Below are 16980 nucleotides of genomic sequence, written 5' to 3'. Positions count from 1 at the left end.
ATCGAGAGAATGCCGAATCCTGAGGAGACCGACATGGCCATGGCGATGACCTTGGCAGTCGCAGCTAGGAGCGAGATAAGAACTGGCTCTGAAGGCCGTGAGAACGCGGCGTCGTTTGCCGTGAGCTGAGGATTTCGTCGATCTGGCCCGCCCGAACCGCCCCCGGGAACAAGTTGCGTCGGTCGCCCGTTAGCATGATCAACAAGTTGAGTGCATCAGACTCAATCCTGGGTTGACAGCAAGGCGTCGGCGGTAGCAGGCTTGAGCGGGGTTCACTCAGCATAGTGGCACCAAAGAAGCTCTACACCATCAGGAGGAATCACTATGGCTCGTGCGGTCGGAATCGACCTCGGGACCACCAACTCCGTCGTCGCAGTTCTCGAGGGTGGCGACCCTGTTGTCGTCGCCAACTCCGAGGGCTCACGGACGACGCCGTCGGTCGTTGCGTTCGCGCGCAACGGCGAAGTGCTGGTCGGCCAGCCCGCCAAGAACCAGGCGGTGACCAACGTCGACCGCACCATTCGCTCGGTCAAGCGGCACATGGGTACGGATTGGTCCGTCGAGATCGACGACAAGAAGTACACCGCGCAGGAGATCAGCGCCCGCATTCTGCAGAAGCTGAAGCGCGACGCCGAAAGCTACCTCGGTGAGGACATCACCGATGCGGTCATCACCGTGCCCGCCTACTTCAACGACGCCCAGCGTCAGGCGACCAAGGAAGCCGGCCAGATCGCCGGCCTCAACGTGCTGCGCATCGTCAACGAGCCGACCGCAGCGGCGCTGGCCTACGGGCTGGACAAGGGCGAGAAGGAACAGACCATCCTGGTCTTCGACCTCGGTGGCGGTACGTTCGACGTCTCGCTGCTCGAGATCGGTGAGGGCGTTGTCGAGGTTCGCGCTACCAGTGGTGACAACCACCTCGGTGGGGACGACTGGGACCAGCGGGTCGTCGACTGGCTGGTCGAGAAGTTCAAGGGCACCAGCGGCATCGACTTGACCAAGGACAAGATGGCGATGCAGCGGCTGCGCGAGGCTGCCGAGAAGGCCAAGATCGAGCTCTCGAGCTCGCAGAGCACCTCGATCAACCTGCCCTACATCACCGTCGACGCGGACAAGAACCCGCTGTTCCTCGACGAGCAGCTGACCCGCGCCGAGTTCCAGAAGATCACTCAGGATCTGCTGGACCGGACCCGTCAGCCGTTCCAGTCGGTGATCAAGGACGCCGGCATCTCGGTCTCCGAGATCGACCACGTGGTCCTGGTGGGTGGTTCCACCCGCATGCCCGCGGTGACCGACCTGGTCAAGGAGATGACCGGCGGCCAGGAGCCCAACAAGGGCGTCAACCCCGACGAGGTGGTGGCCGTTGGTGCCGCGCTGCAGGCGGGTGTCCTCAAGGGTGAGGTGAAAGACGTTCTACTGCTTGATGTTACGCCGCTGAGCCTGGGCATTGAGACCAAGGGTGGCGTGATGACCAAGCTCATCGAGCGCAACACCACCATCCCGACCAAGCGGTCGGAGACCTTCACCACGGCCGACGACAACCAGCCGTCCGTGCAGATTCAGGTCTTCCAGGGTGAGCGCGAAATCGCGTCGCACAACAAGCTGCTCGGCTCCTTCGAGCTGACCGGCATCCCGCCGGCTCCGCGCGGCGTCCCCCAGATCGAGGTCACCTTCGACATCGACGCCAACGGCATCGTGCACGTCACGGCCAAGGACAAGGGCACCGGCAAGGAGAACACGATCAAGATCCAGGAGGGCTCCGGCCTTTCCAAGGAAGAGATCGACCGGATGATCAAGGACGCCGAGGCTCACGCCGAGGAGGACCGTCAGCGCCGGGAAGAGGCCGACGTTCGCAACCAGGCCGAATCGCTGGTCTACCAGACGGAGAAGTTCGTCAAGGAGCAGCGCGAAGCCGAAGGCGGCTCGAAGGTTCCCGAGGAGACGCTGTCCAAGGTCGATGCCGCAATCGCCGACGCCAAGTCTGCACTGGGTGGCACCGACATCTCCGCGATCAAGTCCGCGATGGAGAAGCTGGGTCAGGAGTCCCAGGCCCTCGGGCAGGCCATCTACGAGGCCACCCAGTCGGAGCAGGCCGCCGGCGGTGCCGGTGAGCCGGGCCACGCCGGTGCCGACGATGTCGTCGACGCGGAGGTGGTTGACGACGACCGGGAGTCCAAGTGACACAGGGACACCAAGGCGAACACGAACCGGTGACGGTCACCGACAAACGTCGGATCGACCCCGAGACCGGCGAAGTACGGCACACCCCTCCCGGCTCCGAGCCGGGAGGGGCCGGGCCGGGGGCATTCGCGGGTGAAACTCCCGAGGAAGCCGGCAAGGCCGCCGAATTGCTCGGTGATCTCCAACGGGTGCAGGCCGATTTTGCCAACTACCGCAAGCGGGCGCTACGCGACCAGCAGGCCGCCGCGGACCGGGCCAAGGCCGGTGTCGTGAGCCAATTGCTGGGCGTGCTCGACGATCTCGATCTCGCGCGCAAGCACGGCGATCTGGAATCGGGCCCGCTGAAGTCGGTGGCCGACACGCTGATGAACGCGTTGACCGGGCTTGGTCTGACGTCGTTCGGCGCGGAGGGCGAAGACTTCGACCCCGTGCTGCACGAGGCCGTGCAGCACGAGGGCGACGGTTCGCGGCCGGTGATCGGCACCGTGATGCGGCAGGGCTACAAACTGGGCGAGCACGTGCTGCGGCACGCTCTGGTGGGCGTCGTCGACACCGTTTCCGGTGACGACGCCGAGGCGAACAGCGCCACCGTGGGCGTCGCCGAGGGCGCCCCGAACGCCGAACCGGGCGATAATGCCGACACCTCAGGCGATTAGGGCACAGAATTCACAAATAGAGAAAGGTGAGGGGGTGACGCGACATGGCCCAGCGTGAATGGGTCGAAAAGGACTTCTACAAGGAGCTGGGCGTCTCCTCCGAGGCCAGCCCCGAGGAAATCAAGCGCGCCTACCGTAAATTGGCGCGCGATCTGCACCCCGACGCGAATCCCGACAACCCCGCGGCCGGTGAACGATTCAAGGCGGTGTCCGAAGCGCACAACGTGTTGTCGGATCCGGCCAAGCGCAAGGAATACGACGAAACCCGCCGGCTATTCGCCGGTGGCGGCTTAGGCGGGCGCCGGTTCGACGCCAATGGCTTCACCGGTTTTGGCGGTGCGGGTGGCGATGGCGCCGAGTTCAACCTGAACGATTTGTTCGACGCCGCAGGCCGAAGCGGGGGGAACAACATCGGCGACCTGTTCGGTGGCCTGTTCGGGCGCGGCGCCAGTGCCCGGCCCAGCCGGCCGCGACGCGGCAACGACCTCGAGACCGAGACCGAGCTGGATTTCATCGAGGCCGCCAAGGGCGTGGCCATGCCGTTGCGGCTGACCAGTCCGGCACCGTGCACCAATTGCCATGGCAGCGGGGCGCGCCCGGGCACCAGCCCGAAGGTGTGCCCGAGCTGTAACGGCTCCGGGGTGATCAGCCGCAACCAGGGCGCGTTCGGGTTCTCCGAGCCCTGCACCGACTGCCGGGGCAGCGGCTCGATCATCGAGCACCCCTGCGACGAGTGCAAAGGCACCGGTGTCACCACCCGCACCCGCACCATCAATGTGCGGATCCCGCCGGGTGTCGAAGACGGACAACGGATCCGGTTGCCCGGGCAGGGCGAGGCCGGGTTGCGTGGCGCCCCGTCGGGTGACCTGTACGTGACGGTGCATGTGCGGCCGGACAAGGTTTTCGGCCGCGACGGCGACGACCTCACTGTGACGGTTCCGGTCAGCTTCAGCGAATTAGCTTTGGGTTCAACGCTTTCGGTTCCTACCCTGGATGGAAAGGTTGGCGTCCGGGTGCCCAAGGGCACCACCGACGGCCGCATCCTGAGGGTGCGCGGACGCGGTGTGCCTAAGCGCAGCGGCGGCAACGGCGACTTGCTCGTCACCGTGAAAGTGGCTGTCCCGCCGAACCTAGAGGGTCCGGCGGAGGAGGCGCTGCAGGCCTATGCGGAGGCCGAGCGGTCCAGTGGGTTCAATCCCCGGGCCGGATGGGCGGGTAATCGCTGATGGCCAAAAACTCTAAGCGAGACGATGCCCGGACCTTTTTGATCTCGGTGGCGGCCGAACTGGCCGGCATGCACGCGCAGACGCTGCGCACGTATGATCGCCTCGGTCTGGTGACCCCGCGCCGCACTTCCGGTGGCGGACGGCGGTATTCGCAGCACGACGTCGATCTGCTGCGCGAGGTGCAGCGGCTGTCGCAGGACGAGGGCGTCAACCTGGCCGGCATCAAACGCATTATCGAGCTGACCAATCAGGTCGAGGCACTGCAGTCGCGCCTGAAAGAAATGGTCGACGAGATAGCCGTGTTGCGGGCCAACCAGCGCCGCGACGTCGCAGTGGTGCCCAAGAGCACCGCGCTGGTGGTGTGGCAACCGCGCAAGTCGCGCTGACGCTGCGGGTAGGTAGCGGACTACTCGTGTTGCGGTGATATCTACGTTAACTGGGCATTTGCTCTAGCAGTAAGTGCGACCCGTCTGCCATGCTGCCTGCATGACGGGCGCACATGGGGGCTCCCGATGGACGTACGAGCTGCTCGATAAGAAGCGGCAGCAGGGGGATCCGCTGGCGGACGACGCCGTCGAAGAGCTGTTTAAGCGGGGCAACGTCCAAGCGGTCAACGACCTCATGCGCAACCTGGTGAGCAATGACCAGCCAGAGCCCAAGGGTTTGCCCGTCGAGATAAAGAAGTATCTTGATGCGACACCGACGGTTCTGCCGGGCTGGGCCGACGGGGACAAGATCAAGCGCGGGCAGGATCTGTTCGCACGCTACGGAGTACAGATCTCGGTGTGCCTTTTCTGCGCATCTCTGCCGACGGCCTACGCGGCGGCTAAGGGCGTAAAGGTGCTCACCCGGACCGCCCAGCTCGAAACCAATACGCGTCGGCGGGTGATGGAGACCGGCCAGTTTTTGATGAACGTGCTCGACGCTGACAGCTTCGAGCGCCACGGCAAGGGCTTTCGTACCATCCAGCACGTCCGCCTGATGCACGCTGCCGTGCGAGAGATGATCAAGCAGCGCAATGTGCAGCATCCCGGCTTCTGGGATGCCAACTGGGGCATACCGGTTAACCAGGAAGACCTCGCCGGGACGATGCTCTCGTTCTCCTACGTGCCGGTCGGCCCATTGCGCCGGTTGGGCGTGCCCGTCAAGGACGTGGACGCGGAGGCCTACCTGCATCTGTGGAACGTCATCGCCCACCTGCTCGGCGTCGATGACGACTTGCGTGTGGAGGGCATCGACGATGCCACCGCCCTGGTCGAGGCCATCCGGCGCCGGCAGTTCAGGGCGTCCCCCGAAGGGCGGGAGATGGCCGCTGCGCTGATGGAACTGCTCGACGAGATGACGCCCTTGCGCGAATTCGACAAAACGATTCCGCCGTTGATCCGTCACCTGGCCGGCGACGAGATCGCCGACATGCTGGCCGTGCCGCCGTCGAGGTATACCAACGACCTCGGGGACCTCACCGACGTCGTCAATTGGTTCTGGAAGCTCGCCTTCGGCTCGAACCTTCGCAACTCTGAGCGTTACCAAGTGGTCTCGAAACTGGCCCTCCCATTCGGGCGCGAGCTGATGCAGGCGCTGTTCAAACTTCAGCGTGGCGGGGTGCGGGCGTCGTTCGACATACCCGATCACCTGGCGAAGAAATGGCAGGTGTCGAAATGACGACCAAACTGGGTCGCCTCGCCAAGGCCACCAGCGTCGACGACGTGCTGACCAATGTCGCGCAGATCATCGACTGGGCCAGCAAAGAGGGAAGCCCCATCGGCTACTTCGCCGTCGTCTACCAGCGCGTCACCCTGGCCGTCCAGAAGGCAATCAAAACCCCCAAGAAGTTCGAGGACCCGGCCTTGGTCGCGAAGCTCGACGTCGGCTTCGCGCAGCGCTACTTCAGCGCGTTGAATGGATTCTTCTACCCCAACGCGGTCGGGGGTCTGACGCTGCCGTGGGAGGTCGCCTTCGTCGGCGCGCTGGACAAGCAGGCAATCATTTTGCAGCACTTGCTGATCGCGTTCAACGCTCACATCAGTTTCGACTTGGGGATGGCGTGCTGCACGGTCGCGCCGACCCCGGCCGCGTTGAACGCACTGAAGGGCGATTTCGACCGTGTCAACGAAATCCTCGCCGCTCAGATCCCCGGGATCGTGGATGTGCTGCAAAAGCTTTCGCCCGAGCTGGTTTGGACCCGTCGGCTGATACCGGATGAATTGCGGGTTTTCAATGGGATGTTGGAAAACATGCGTCGAGGCGCTTGGCTATTCGCCGTTTACATGGTCATGCATAGAGATGACGCGGACCAGAAGCGGGTGCGACAGGAGGCGGAGGCCGCGGTGTTGAATACCTGGTACCTGCAGGCGCCCGAGCGCTGCAGCCCTTTGCCGGCACTCATTCGTGGCATCGCCGAGCACGAGAGTCACGATGTGGCTGAGAACATGAAGGCGCTCCAAAAGTGAAGCACCCCAAGCATGACTGACTCAATTAGACCAATGGCCTTCTACGGCTGCGGTATCCGCGCAGAAGACGCGAGGTCGTCTCGGTCGATATGCGGGGATATCTATGCCGAGGATTTCATGACCAGTGAGGGCTCGGCGATCGTGTCCCGCTTTCATGGCCACGGCGACGATAGAACCAAGTCGGTCAACGTGGTGCGCTCAAGGATCTTTCAGGACGAGATCGCGCGGCGGCTGAAGGGCAACAAGGGTTTGCAAATCGTCAGTGTTAGGGCCGGTTTTGACAGCCGCCCCTACCGGCTGGCCGGCGGGCGCTGGGTCGATATCGACGGGCCGGACGTGATTGCACACAAGAATGCATGCCTTCCCGAGGAAGCCTGCGGAAATCCGTTGCGGCGCATAGCAGCAGACATCGCCAGGGGCGAGTTGCCTGCGGCGCTGCGCGAATGCGATCCGGGTGCGAACACCCTCGTCGTGATCGAAGGCGTCTTGATGTATCTCGAGATTGCCCGGGTCACGGAGCTACTGCAGCAGCTTCAGGACGCCTTTCCTGCACACATGTTGATCTGCGAGCTGCTGGACAGGACGTTCGTCAACAGGTACATGACCAAGAGCACCCGAGAGCAGACCGAGGCGCTAGGTGCTCGATTCACGTTGCTGGAAGACCGTCCCGAACAACTATTCTTCGACAGCGGCTATAAGCGTTGCGGTGAACCAATTTCCGTGGTCGAACGCGCACGCGATTTCCACGCCATTTTCATCCCCGGCTTCCTGTTCAAAACGGTGTTGCGGAGTATGCGCGATGGCTACCGCGTGCATACCTTCCAATACTCGTGACTGGCCGCTTACGACAGGATCTCTTGTGCTCTTTGGGATTCCGGCCAGCGAGCGTCGCCCCCAAAGCGGGCGACAGCGTCGGCCAGCTCGGACCGTTCACCGGTAGTCTCGAACAGATCCAATAGACAACGCAATTCGAATAGGGTGGCCTGTTGTTTGCGTGCGAACGCAAGCGCGGTGACCAGGGCGTCGCGGCGCTCCTCTGGATCTGTGAAGGTATGCGCGCGCACGCGCAGCAGTTCGGCGTCGTGGAAATGCATTCCGGTCTCGACCGCGTGGCCCAGCGCCATCTCGAGTCGTTCACGGGCCTGCTGCGGCTGGCCCGCGGCTATCAGCAAGCGACCGATGACGGCGTCTTTGAACGTCAGGTAGTTGTTGAGGTGCAGACGGCGTGAGCCGTCGACGCGCAGGGTTAACTTGGCGGCCAGGGCCGTCAGCGTGGCCGCGTCGGCGCCGGCGCGCAGCGCGTTGAGCCCTTTGACGGTGGCGTGCTCGGTGGAGCCGACCAAGCGCCACAAGTCGAGCCCCGACTTTTCGCTGAGCTGGCGGAGGTCGGCGATATGGGTGGCGGCCTCCGAGAGTCGGCCGGCCTCAAGGCATACCCAGATCTGCACGAAGTAGGTGAAGGCCCGGTTGTAGGCGTTCTGCGGATAGCCGAGGCTGTCGCTGCGGCATGTCGCTTGCGCGATTGCGGCTTCAGCGCCACTCAGGTCGCCGCGCACGACGTGGATCAACGCCAGGTAGTTATGCGCCGCGGTGATCGGGTCGGTCGCGATCCACCACGTCGCGTCCAATTTGTGCGGGTCGGCCGCGGAGCTGTCGGCCAATGCGCGCAACAGGTGCTTGCGGGCTCGCTCGAAGTCTCCTTCCAACCAGAAGACGGTGCCCAGCGACGCTTCGACTGCCGGGTAGCCCCACTGCCGGTCCAGCGCGATACGGCCGTACAACATTTCGAGCAGATCATGGGCCCGGCGTAGCTCGGCCCGGGTCACGTAGTAGCCGATCATCGCCGTCATCGTGCTCAGCAACTCATCGCGATAGTTACCGGTGCTGGCCAACGCCAAACACCGTTGGAAGTCGGCCGGCCCCTCGCCGCTCATGCTGCCCTGGGTAGCGCCTGTTAGGAAGCCACGCTCCAGCCGGAGGGCGATCTCCCTGCGGTCTCGTTGCGGTCCTGGCGCGCAGCTGGCGAGCCGTTTGAGGGCGTCCGTCAGACACACCAGCGCTTCGTGGACAGCGCCGCGGTGCCGGGCGTTAACCGACGCCTTCTGATACGCATCGACGGCGTCGTCGTATTGATGGGCCTGCTCGAAATGGCCTGCGACCACGCGCCAGTCCGGTTCGGCAGCGGCAGCCACCTCGACCAGCGCGTGGGCAGCGCGCGCGTGCAGGTCACGACCCAGGGATGGCGGAGCGAGCTCAGCGGCCACCTCACGCAGCAGCTCATGGCGGAATCGCCAGCCGTCGTCCCCGCGACGTTCCAGGACGCGCGCCTGCACGAGTTCGGCAACGACGTCGTCGACGTTGTTGGCGTTGGGCCCAACCACCGAACGAAGCAGGGCGAGATCCCCGGCGCGCCCGATGACCGCGGCCGCCTCCACGACGGGCACCACGTCGGTGTGGGGGTGATGCAACCTGGCGAACAGCGGCTCATATAGCGCTTCGGGCACGCGCGCGGCCGGCCCGGCGCCGTCGAGTTCCCCCACCACGTGTTCGATGTAGAACGGCACCCCGTCGCAGCGGTTGAGTACCTCGGCCCGCTGAGCATCGGTCACCGACGGGTCCAATGCATTAATCAGCGCATCGGACTCCTTGTCGGACAACGGGGAGAGATCGAAAAGTGTTACCGGCCAATCGTTTTGCAGCCAATCACCCTCGCGTCCCGTCGCGACCACCAGCAGCCGCCCGTCCGCGCTGGTGAGCAAAGCGTTGAGCAGCTCCAAGGTGGACGGGTCGAACCAGTGCACATCCTCCGCGATCACCAGCCCGGCATGGTCGCCGATGCACGCTAGTACGTACCGCTGAACCGTCGCGCCGATCAACTCGTAAAGGGTTCTGCCCTCCGCGGCAGCCGGGTCATAGCCGTGTTCGGGACCGACGCCGATGACCGGAGCAAGCAATGGCGTGGCAGTCACGGGATCGATTTCGCTGGAACGCAACTCGGCCTCAAGCAAGCGCAACCGCTCACGGCCGTCGGTGAGCCGGGTGATGCCGCATCGGCGCTCAATCAGCCTGCGCACGGGATGCAGGCCGGTGTCGGTATGCAGTGGCGACCCGAACAGCCGAACCACGGGGACGCTTGCGGCACGGACCATTTCGGCCGCCTCGGTCGCGAGCCGGGTCTTGCCTATCCCCGGCTCGCCGCGAAATACCACTCCCGGGACGGTGAGCATCCCCTCGCGTGCCTGGTGCCAGCTCTGCTCCAGCCAAGCCCGCTCACAGTCACGGCCGATCAGTGGTACCCGCCGCGGCGGCGCCACCTCTGGTCGTTCACCGAGCACCTGGTGATGGCCGATCAGACCATCGATACCCTTCACCGGGGCCGCCGGGCGGACGTCGAGGTCGAATAAGTGCTCCACCAGCGTCGCGACCGCCTCTGACACCGCGACTGTGCCAGGCTCGGCCAAACCCGAAATACGAGCGGTCAGGTTGGCGGCAAACCCGTAGACGTCGTCCTGATCTGTGTCGAGGTAGACCAGGCCACGGTGAATGCCGACCCGCACCTTGATGGTCACGCCGAACTTGCGCTGGGCCCGTTCGCTGAGCCGCGCAACCGCGCGAGTGATGTCCAGCCCGGCCGCGACGGCCCGCCGCGCATCGTTCTCGTGCGCTTCGGGGTGTCCGAACACCACCAGCACTCCGTCGCCCTTTATCGAGCAGATATGGCCCCTATATTGGTCGACGAGCCGGCGTACCTCATCCTGGTAGCGCCCGACCAGGGTGTGGTATTTCTCCGGTTCCAGATGCGTGGACAGCGCGGTCGAGTCGACAAGATCGGCGAACATGAGTGTCAGCCGCCGGATTTCGCCGTAGTGGGCGGGCGCGGTGAGCAGGTCCTCGGCTTCGAGGTTGCCGCTGTCGGCGGCTAGAACTTGCCCGGCCAACGTCGTCGCGGTCGCGCGATCGCCGGCGTTGATGGCCCGCACCGCGCGTTCCAGCAGTTCGTCGATTGAGGCAACGCTCTCGCCAGGGCTCACCCTGCTCCTTCAGCCCCCGGGACTGGGTAAGAATACCGCTCAACCGCTGCTATTTCAGCTCTACGCGCGCATCACGGTCTGCTTCGACCTGGTCTCGCGCACGAGCGGATGGTTGGGCCGCCAGCGGAATGCCAGATAACGCTGGGCATAACCGTGATACGGCACGCCCGGCGGCATCTCTCGGAGTGTCGATTCGGTGAATTCGAAGACATAGGAGCCGTGGCCGGCGATCCACAACGGCATCACCACTCCGCCCTCGACGCCGTGCGATTTCGGCAGTGGATCGGTCGTGGGGCCACGCCAGGTGTGCAGGTAGTCCAGTCGGTGCGGCGTTTCTCCGCGCCGAGCGAGCCCGACGCTTTTGATCGTCACCGGCTCGGATCCGTTGTTGATGACGGTCAAGATGAACGCCTGTCCCGAAGAGTTACGGACGCGGTGTTCCGATGCGGGAGCGTTCAATTCGCCGTCGTGCCGCGCGTCGACTTCAACGACCACCCTCGGCCACTTCAGCCACGCCAAGAACAAGCCTTGCATCAGCGACACCAGCGAAATGACAAATGCGGCGATGGCAATCCAGCCGGTGATTCCCATCTGCTGCCGCGCTAGACCCAGATCGAAAACACCGCGACCGCAGGCTCACCCGGGCGTGCAGACCGGAAGCCCCCGCGGCTGAGCGCATCGGTGGGAGCGGTCATGGGCTCGAAGCACACCAGGTCTTCGCCCACCGGTGCGAAGATCTGGGTCGCCGAATATCCCCGCTCGAAATGGACCTCCAGGCGGCGCCCGCCGCCCGACACCGCGAATACCGCGCCATCGTCGACCTGGTCGTAGGCATCATCAAAGGCCTTGTCGCCCAACGCTTCCTTGCCCGCCCCTTGCGATACGGCTTCGCCCGTGGGCAGTCCGCGTTCGTCGAGGCTCAGGTGTCGAAGGGGCGGAGTCTCGATGATCCACTCGCTGCGCGCGACGTCGGGCAGGCACAGATACGGGTGGAAGCCGAAGCACAGCGGCACCGCCCGGTCGCCGGTCGCGGTGACCGTGGTGCGCACGGTGAGCGTTCGGTCGGCCAGCCGCGCATTCACCGCCAGCAGGTGGGGATAGGGGAAGCTGGCCAGCAGCTCCGGCCGCGCGCCGAAGTCGACCTCGGCGGTCAGCTCGTTGGCCGATTCGGTCACCACGCGCCAGCCCGGGTACGCGGCCAGGACGCCATGGATGGGCAACCCGTTGGGGTCCGGGCGGACACCGTTTTCGCCCGGCGTTAGCTCCACAGTCACGTTCTCGGCCGTATACGTGTTGGCGCCCAACCGATTTGCCCAGGGATACAAGATCGGTATCCCCATCGTCTTGCCGGCCTGCAGGTAGGCGTCCAGCCCGCGGCGCTGGCCGAGCAACTCCACTCCCGAGTCGGTCAGCGAGGTGCCGATCATGCCCGCGTCAGGGACGAACTGCGCGGCTACCGACGACGACGGATCACGCAAGGTGACGAGGTGCACGCGGTTAGCCTAGCGGCGATCGCAAGCGCGGCGCTGGGGGTACCACCCGCTTGCGGGGGACCGGGCGCTGCGGATCGCCGCCACGGAACCGGGCCCGGACAAGCCTGCCTAGCGTGACAACGGGTCGTGCTGAATGCGCTCGGGCGGGGCGCCTTTCGCGATCAGCGCGGCCTTGGTGGCACTGACCATCGCCGGGCCGCCGCTGACCAGGATCTGCCGGTCGCCCCAGCCGCCGTACTTGGTCACCACCTCGGGCAGCCGCCCCGTCTGGTGCACGTGCAAACCGCGTGGCGGCGTGACATCGGGGTAGTCCGCGGCCCAGGCGGGGTCGCGGTTGTACTCCGACACCGGCGAGACCGAGAGCCAGGGGTTCTGGGTGGCGACTTGCCACAGTGTGGGCAGGTCGTAGAGCTCGCAGCGATAGCGCGCGCCGAAGAACAGGTGCACCCGCGGATTCTCCGCATAGCGGCTGAGGTCCACGATCAGTGCGCGCAGCGGCGCCAATCCGGTGCTGCCGGCCACCATCAGGACGTCGGGGCCGCCCCGATCGACCTGCAGGCCCCCGTGTGGGCTGGACAGCCGCCACCGGTCACCGGGCCGGGTCTCGTTGACGACGGCCGCGCTGACCAGGCCGCCGGGGACCTGGCGGACGTGGAATTCGATGCCGCCGTCCGGGTCGGCCGGGATCGCGGGGCTGAGATATCGCCAGCGGCGCGGGCATTGCGGGATGTGGACGTTGACGTATTGGCCGGGGTGATAGTGCATCGGGCGGTCCAGGCGCAGCCGCACCACCGCGAGATCGCGCGAGACCCGATGGTGCTCGACGACCGTGCCGTCCCACCAGGCGGGGCCCACCTCGGCGTCGGCGGCTCCGCTCATCACCCCGGTGATCAGGTTGAGCGACGCGGTGGCCGCGGCGTCCACGGCGGCTGTCCAGGTGTCGCCCAGGTGGGTGCGCAGTGCCGCGTAGAGCGCGGGACGCAGCGTCTCGTAATGCGTTGGCAGCACACCGTATTTGCGATGATCCCGGCCGAGCTGGGCAAGGAAGGCCACCGGTTCGGCCGCGCGCTGCTCCACCAATTCGCCGTACACCCAATGCAGCGCGTGGCCGAAAGCGGCTCGCTGAGCGTCCATTTCGGGGGGAAACAGATCGCGCACCGACACGTCAAGGGCGAACCAGTGGCTGTAGAACTGGCGGACGAGTTCCGCCGCGCCCGGTTCCTCCGGCCCCAGGGCGTCGCGCAACACCCGCAACGAATCGGGGTCCTCTAAGCTCACGGAGCCCGATTCTAAGCTCGCGGAGCGCTTTCACCGTCAGCCCTGCTGGACGGTGTTCGAGGTTCCGACGTTGGCGACCTTGGGCGAGCCCCAGTGATACGTGATCACGTTGCCCCGTCCCGATGCGCTCACCGCGTCCGTGTTGTCCACCGTGACGTGATTGCCGTTGCCGGAGACGCTGACGCTGGTGCAGTGGCCGGTGACGGAGACGGTGTTGTCCGCGCCGCTGACGGACAGGTAGCCGCCGTTGCAGGGGACCGTCTTCGTCGTGCCGGTGCCGCTGACCTGCAATGTGCCGGCCTGCGGCACGGTGGCCTGCGGGGTGTTGCCGGCGAAGTCGGCGCGGGACGCCGTGACCGCCAGCCCGGCCAGCACCAGCCAGCCGATCATCAGCAGCGACCAGCAGGCCATCCCGATCCGCAGCCGCGGCCGCAGGGTGCCGACCCAATTGCCCGTCTGGTCGCGGCCGAGGTCGTAGGCGAACGCGGTGACGCAGCGGGCCCGGTCCGGGTTGCGCACGTCGGCCAGGATCACCCCGTCGACGTATTCGCGTCCGCGCAGGACGAGATCGCCCTGCTGACCGTCGAGGGCGTAGCGGATGTGAGTCGTGGTGTTCGGGCCGCTCCAGCGCTGGCGCGCGACGGTCCATCCGCGCGCCACTGGAAGGGAGACGTTGTACCGGGTTGGCCGCCTGTAATAGGTTGTGTCCGTGAGTTTTTCGCTGTCGATGACGTCGGCGACCCGGCCCCACCGCAGTAGTCCCAGCCGGATGCGCGCGCCGCAGATTTGCGTGGCGTAGATCCCCGCCATGGTGAGCACCGCGACGGCGGCGAAGGCCCTGGGCTGCTGTATCCACAGCGTGATCGGTGTGATCGCGACGAAGCAGAGGGTGAAGACATACCGAAAGCGAAACGGCAGCAGCTCGGCCAGCCGGAATGCGGCCGGAATCCTGCGCGGGGGCGGCGCGAGGCCATTGTCAGTCTTTTTCATGGACCAAAGACCCCTGTTCGATCGGGACGAAAAAATCTAAACTTGAGCGGAACAGACTCAACCTTGACGGCGTTGAATAACGCGACAAGCATTTTCCCTATACCCGAACGGAGGTGTCGTGGACTCTTTCAACCCGACCACCAAGACGCAAGCGGCCCTGACATCCGCTTTACAGGCGGCCAGCGCCGCCGGTAACCCCGAGATCAGGCCCGCTCATCTGCTGTTGGCCCTGCTGACGCAGAACGACGGGATCGCTGCACCGCTGCTGGAGGCTGTCGGCGTCGAGCCCGCGACCATTCGCACCGAAGCGGAGCAGCTGCTCAAACGGCTGCCCCAGGCCAGCGGCTCCAGCTCGCAGCCACAGCTGTCCCGCGAATCGCTGGCCGCGATCACCACCGCCCAGCAACTGGCCACCGAGATGGACGACGAATACGTCTCCACCGAACACCTGATGGTGGGCCTGGCCACCGGCGACTCCGACGTCGCCAAACTGCTCACCGGTCATGGCGCGTCCCCGCAGGCGTTGCGGGAGGCGTTCGTCAAGGTCCGCGGCAGCGCCCGGGTCACCAGTCCCGAGCCGGAGGCCACCTATCAGGCGCTGGAGAAGTACTCCACCGACCTGACCGAGCGCGCGCGTGAAGGCAAACTCGACCCGGTCATTGGGCGGGACAACGAGATCCGCCGCGTCGTGCAGGTGCTTTCCCGTCGCACCAAGAACAACCCGGTGCTGATCGGCGAGCCCGGCGTCGGCAAGACCGCGATCGTCGAGGGGTTGGCCCAGCGCATCGTGGCCGGCGACGTGCCGGAGAGCCTGCGCGACAAGACCGTCGTCAGCCTGGACATGGGCTCGATGGTGGCCGGCGCCAAGTACCGCGGCGAGTTCGAGGAGCGGCTCAAGGCCGTGCTCGACGACATCAAGAACTCCGCAGGACAGATCATCACGTTCATCGACGAGCTGCACACCATCGTCGGCGCCGGTGCGACCGGCGAGGGGGCGATGGACGCCGGCAACATGATCAAGCCGATGCTGGCCCGTGGCGAGCTGCGGCTGGTCGGCGCCACCACGCTCGACGAGTACCGCAAGTACATCGAAAAGGATGCCGCGCTGGAGCGGCGTTTCCAGCAGGTGCTGGTCGGTGAGCCGTCGGTGGAGGACACCGTCGGCATTCTGCGCGGGCTGAAGGACCGCTACGAGGTGCACCACGGTGTCCGCATCACCGACTCCGCGCTGGTGGCCGCGGCCACGCTGTCCGACCGCTACATCACCGCCCGCTTCCTGCCGGACAAGGCCATCGACCTGGTCGACGAGGCCGCCAGCCGGCTCAAGATGGAGATCGACTCGCGTCCCGTCGAGATCGACGAGGTCGAGCGCCTGGTGCGCCGCCTCGAGATCGAAGAGATGGCGCTGGAAAAGGAAGAGGACGACGCGTCCAAGGAGCGGCTGGAGAAGCTGCGCTCCGAGCTGGCGGACCAGAAAGAAAAGCTGGCCGAGCTGACCACCAGGTGGCAGAACGAGAAGAGCGCGATCGACGTGGTCCGCGAACTCAAGGAGCAGCTGGACACGCTGCGCGGGGAGTCCGAGCGCGCCGAGCGCGACGGCGACCTCGCCAAGGCCGCCGAGCTGCGCTACGGGCGCATCCCCGAGGTCGAGAAGAAGCTCGATGCCGCCCTGCCGCACGCCGAGGCCCGCGACAACGTGATGCTCAAGGAGGAGGTCGGCCCCGACGACATCGCCGAGGTGGTGTCGGCGTGGACCGGAATCCCCGCCGGCCGCATGCTCGAGGGCGAGACCGCCAAGCTGCTGCGGATGGAAGACGAGCTGGGCAAGCGCGTCATCGGGCAAAAGAGGGCGGTGACGGCGGTGTCCGACGCGGTGCGCCGCAGCCGGGCCGGGGTCGCGGATCCGAACCGGCCCACCGGGTCGTTCATGTTCCTCGGGCCGACCGGTGTCGGTAAGACCGAGTTGGCCAAGGCGCTGGCGGAGTTCTTGTTCGACGACGAACGCGCGATGGTCCGCATCGACATGAGCGAGTACGGCGAGAAGCATTCGGTCGCCCGGCTCGTCGGCGCCCCGCCGGGCTACATCGGCTACGACCAGGGTGGTCAGCTGACCGAGGCGGTGCGGCGGCGGCCGTACACGGTGATTCTGTTCGACGAGATCGAAAAGGCCCACCCGGACGTGTTCGACGTGCTGCTGCAGGTGCTCGACGAGGGCCGGCTCACCGACGGGCAGGGCCGTACGGTCGACTTCCGCAACACCATCCTCATCCTGACGTCAAACCTTGGGTCGGGCGGCAGCGAGGAGCAGGTGATGGCCGCGGTGCGTTCGGCGTTCAAGCCGGAATTCATCAACCGGCTCGACGACGTGATCATCTTCCACGGCCTCGAGCCCGGCGAGCTGGTGTCGATCGTCGACATCCAGCTGGCCCAGCTGCAGAAGCGGCTGGCGCAGCGTCGGCTCACGCTGGAGGTGTCGCTGCCGGCCAAGCAGTGGCTGGCGCAGCGCGGGTTCGACCCGGTGTACGGCGCGCGGCCGTTGCGCAGGCTGGTGCAGCAGGCCATCGGCGACCAGTTGGCGAAGATGCTGCTGGCCGGCGAAGTGCACGACGGCGACACGATTCCGGTGAATGTCAGCCCCGACGGGGACGCGCTGATCCTGGGCTGAGCCAGGTAGC

13 protein-coding genes are annotated in these 16980 nt (G+C 65.7%); 8 read left to right on the top strand and 5 right to left on the bottom strand.

The window, feature by feature from the left end:
• Window positions 1-324: 324 nt before the first annotated feature.
• The 7 genes from dnaK (at window position 325) to MNAB215_RS05805 (ending at window position 7347) form a co-directional block, all read left to right on the top strand.
• Window positions 325-2181 carry a molecular chaperone DnaK gene (gene dnaK, locus MNAB215_RS05835; protein WP_077077859.1) on the top strand — a complete coding sequence of 619 codons (1857 nt, stop codon included), beginning with the start codon at window positions 325-327 and terminating at the stop codon, window positions 2179-2181.
• Window positions 2178-2837, top strand: coding sequence for a nucleotide exchange factor GrpE (gene grpE, locus MNAB215_RS05830; protein WP_077077858.1), 660 nt, complete (start codon window positions 2178-2180; stop codon window positions 2835-2837). The genes dnaK and grpE overlap by 4 nt, the downstream gene beginning before the upstream one ends.
• A 44-nt stretch (window positions 2838-2881) precedes the next feature.
• Entirely contained in the window at window positions 2882-4063 is a 1182-nt protein-coding gene (dnaJ, locus tag MNAB215_RS05825; protein WP_077077857.1) for a molecular chaperone DnaJ, read from the top strand.
• A complete protein-coding gene (locus MNAB215_RS05820; RefSeq protein WP_077077856.1) occupies window positions 4063-4449 on the top strand; it encodes a heat shock protein transcriptional repressor HspR in 387 nt (128 codons plus the stop codon). The genes dnaJ and MNAB215_RS05820 overlap by 1 nt, the downstream gene beginning before the upstream one ends.
• Before the next feature lie 100 nt (window positions 4450-4549).
• Window positions 4550-5725 (top strand): oxygenase MpaB family protein, encoded by a 1176-nt coding sequence (locus tag MNAB215_RS05815; protein ID WP_077077855.1) that lies wholly within the window; start codon window positions 4550-4552, stop codon window positions 5723-5725.
• A complete protein-coding gene (locus MNAB215_RS05810; RefSeq protein WP_131829083.1) occupies window positions 5722-6513 on the top strand; it encodes a DUF5995 family protein in 792 nt (263 codons plus the stop codon). The genes MNAB215_RS05815 and MNAB215_RS05810 overlap by 4 nt, the downstream gene beginning before the upstream one ends.
• 12 nt (window positions 6514-6525) lie before the next feature.
• On the top strand, window positions 6526-7347 hold the full coding sequence (locus MNAB215_RS05805) for a class I SAM-dependent methyltransferase (protein ID WP_083746011.1): 822 nt from the start codon (window positions 6526-6528) through the stop codon (window positions 7345-7347).
• 8 nt (window positions 7348-7355) lie between these two features.
• Here the strand turns inward: MNAB215_RS05805 and MNAB215_RS05800 are convergent, their stop codons facing one another.
• The 5 genes from MNAB215_RS05800 to MNAB215_RS30745 form a co-directional block, all read right to left on the bottom strand.
• Entirely contained in the window at window positions 7356-10544 is a 3189-nt protein-coding gene (locus MNAB215_RS05800) for an ATP-binding protein (RefSeq protein ID WP_077077852.1), read from the bottom strand.
• Window positions 10545-10604: 60 nt separating this feature from the next.
• On the bottom strand, window positions 10605-11135 hold the full coding sequence (locus MNAB215_RS05795; protein ID WP_077077851.1) for a hypothetical protein: 531 nt from the start codon (window positions 11133-11135) through the stop codon (window positions 10605-10607).
• A gap of 11 nt (window positions 11136-11146) precedes the next feature.
• Window positions 11147-12037 (bottom strand): aldose 1-epimerase, encoded by an 891-nt coding sequence (locus MNAB215_RS05790; protein ID WP_077077850.1) that lies wholly within the window; start codon window positions 12035-12037, stop codon window positions 11147-11149.
• 108 nt (window positions 12038-12145) lie between these two features.
• Entirely contained in the window at window positions 12146-13315 is a 1170-nt protein-coding gene (locus tag MNAB215_RS05785; RefSeq protein ID WP_077077849.1) for an FAD-binding oxidoreductase, read from the bottom strand.
• A 36-nt stretch (window positions 13316-13351) separates the two neighbouring features.
• Window positions 13352-14305, bottom strand: a complete 954-nt coding sequence (locus MNAB215_RS30745) for a DUF3060 domain-containing protein (protein ID WP_245830134.1) — start codon at window positions 14303-14305, stop codon at window positions 13352-13354.
• A gap of 118 nt (window positions 14306-14423) precedes the next feature.
• Between MNAB215_RS30745 and clpB the strand changes: the two genes are divergently transcribed.
• A complete protein-coding gene (gene clpB, locus MNAB215_RS05775) occupies window positions 14424-16970 on the top strand; it encodes an ATP-dependent chaperone ClpB (RefSeq protein WP_077077848.1) in 2547 nt (848 codons plus the stop codon).
• The last annotated feature ends 10 nt before the right edge of the window (window positions 16971-16980 follow it).

It is taken from the genome of Mycobacterium numidiamassiliense (assembly GCF_900157365.1).
Classification (GTDB): domain Bacteria; phylum Actinomycetota; class Actinomycetes; order Mycobacteriales; family Mycobacteriaceae; genus Mycobacterium; species Mycobacterium numidiamassiliense.
The sequence above is the reverse complement of the archived record's forward strand: the minus strand, read 5'-3'. Positions and strand labels throughout refer to the sequence as shown.

Coding starts and splice junctions, on each gene's coding strand:
- dnaK (WP_077077859.1), top strand. CDS start 325: ATGGCTCGTGCGGTCGGAATCGACCTCGGGACCACCAACTCCGTCGTC.
- dnaJ (WP_077077857.1), top strand. CDS start 2,882: ATGGCCCAGCGTGAATGGGTCGAAAAGGACTTCTACAAGGAGCTGGGC.
- MNAB215_RS05820 (WP_077077856.1), top strand. CDS start 4,063: ATGGCCAAAAACTCTAAGCGAGACGATGCCCGGACCTTTTTGATCTCG.
- MNAB215_RS05815 (WP_077077855.1), top strand. CDS start 4,550: ATGACGGGCGCACATGGGGGCTCCCGATGGACGTACGAGCTGCTCGAT.
- MNAB215_RS05810 (WP_131829083.1), top strand. CDS start 5,722: ATGACGACCAAACTGGGTCGCCTCGCCAAGGCCACCAGCGTCGACGAC.
- MNAB215_RS05805 (WP_083746011.1), top strand. CDS start 6,526: ATGACTGACTCAATTAGACCAATGGCCTTCTACGGCTGCGGTATCCGC.
- MNAB215_RS05795 (WP_077077851.1), bottom strand. CDS start 11,135: ATGGGAATCACCGGCTGGATTGCCATCGCCGCATTTGTCATTTCGCTG.
- MNAB215_RS30745 (WP_245830134.1), bottom strand. CDS start 14,305: ATGAAAAAGACTGACAATGGCCTCGCGCCGCCCCCGCGCAGGATTCCG.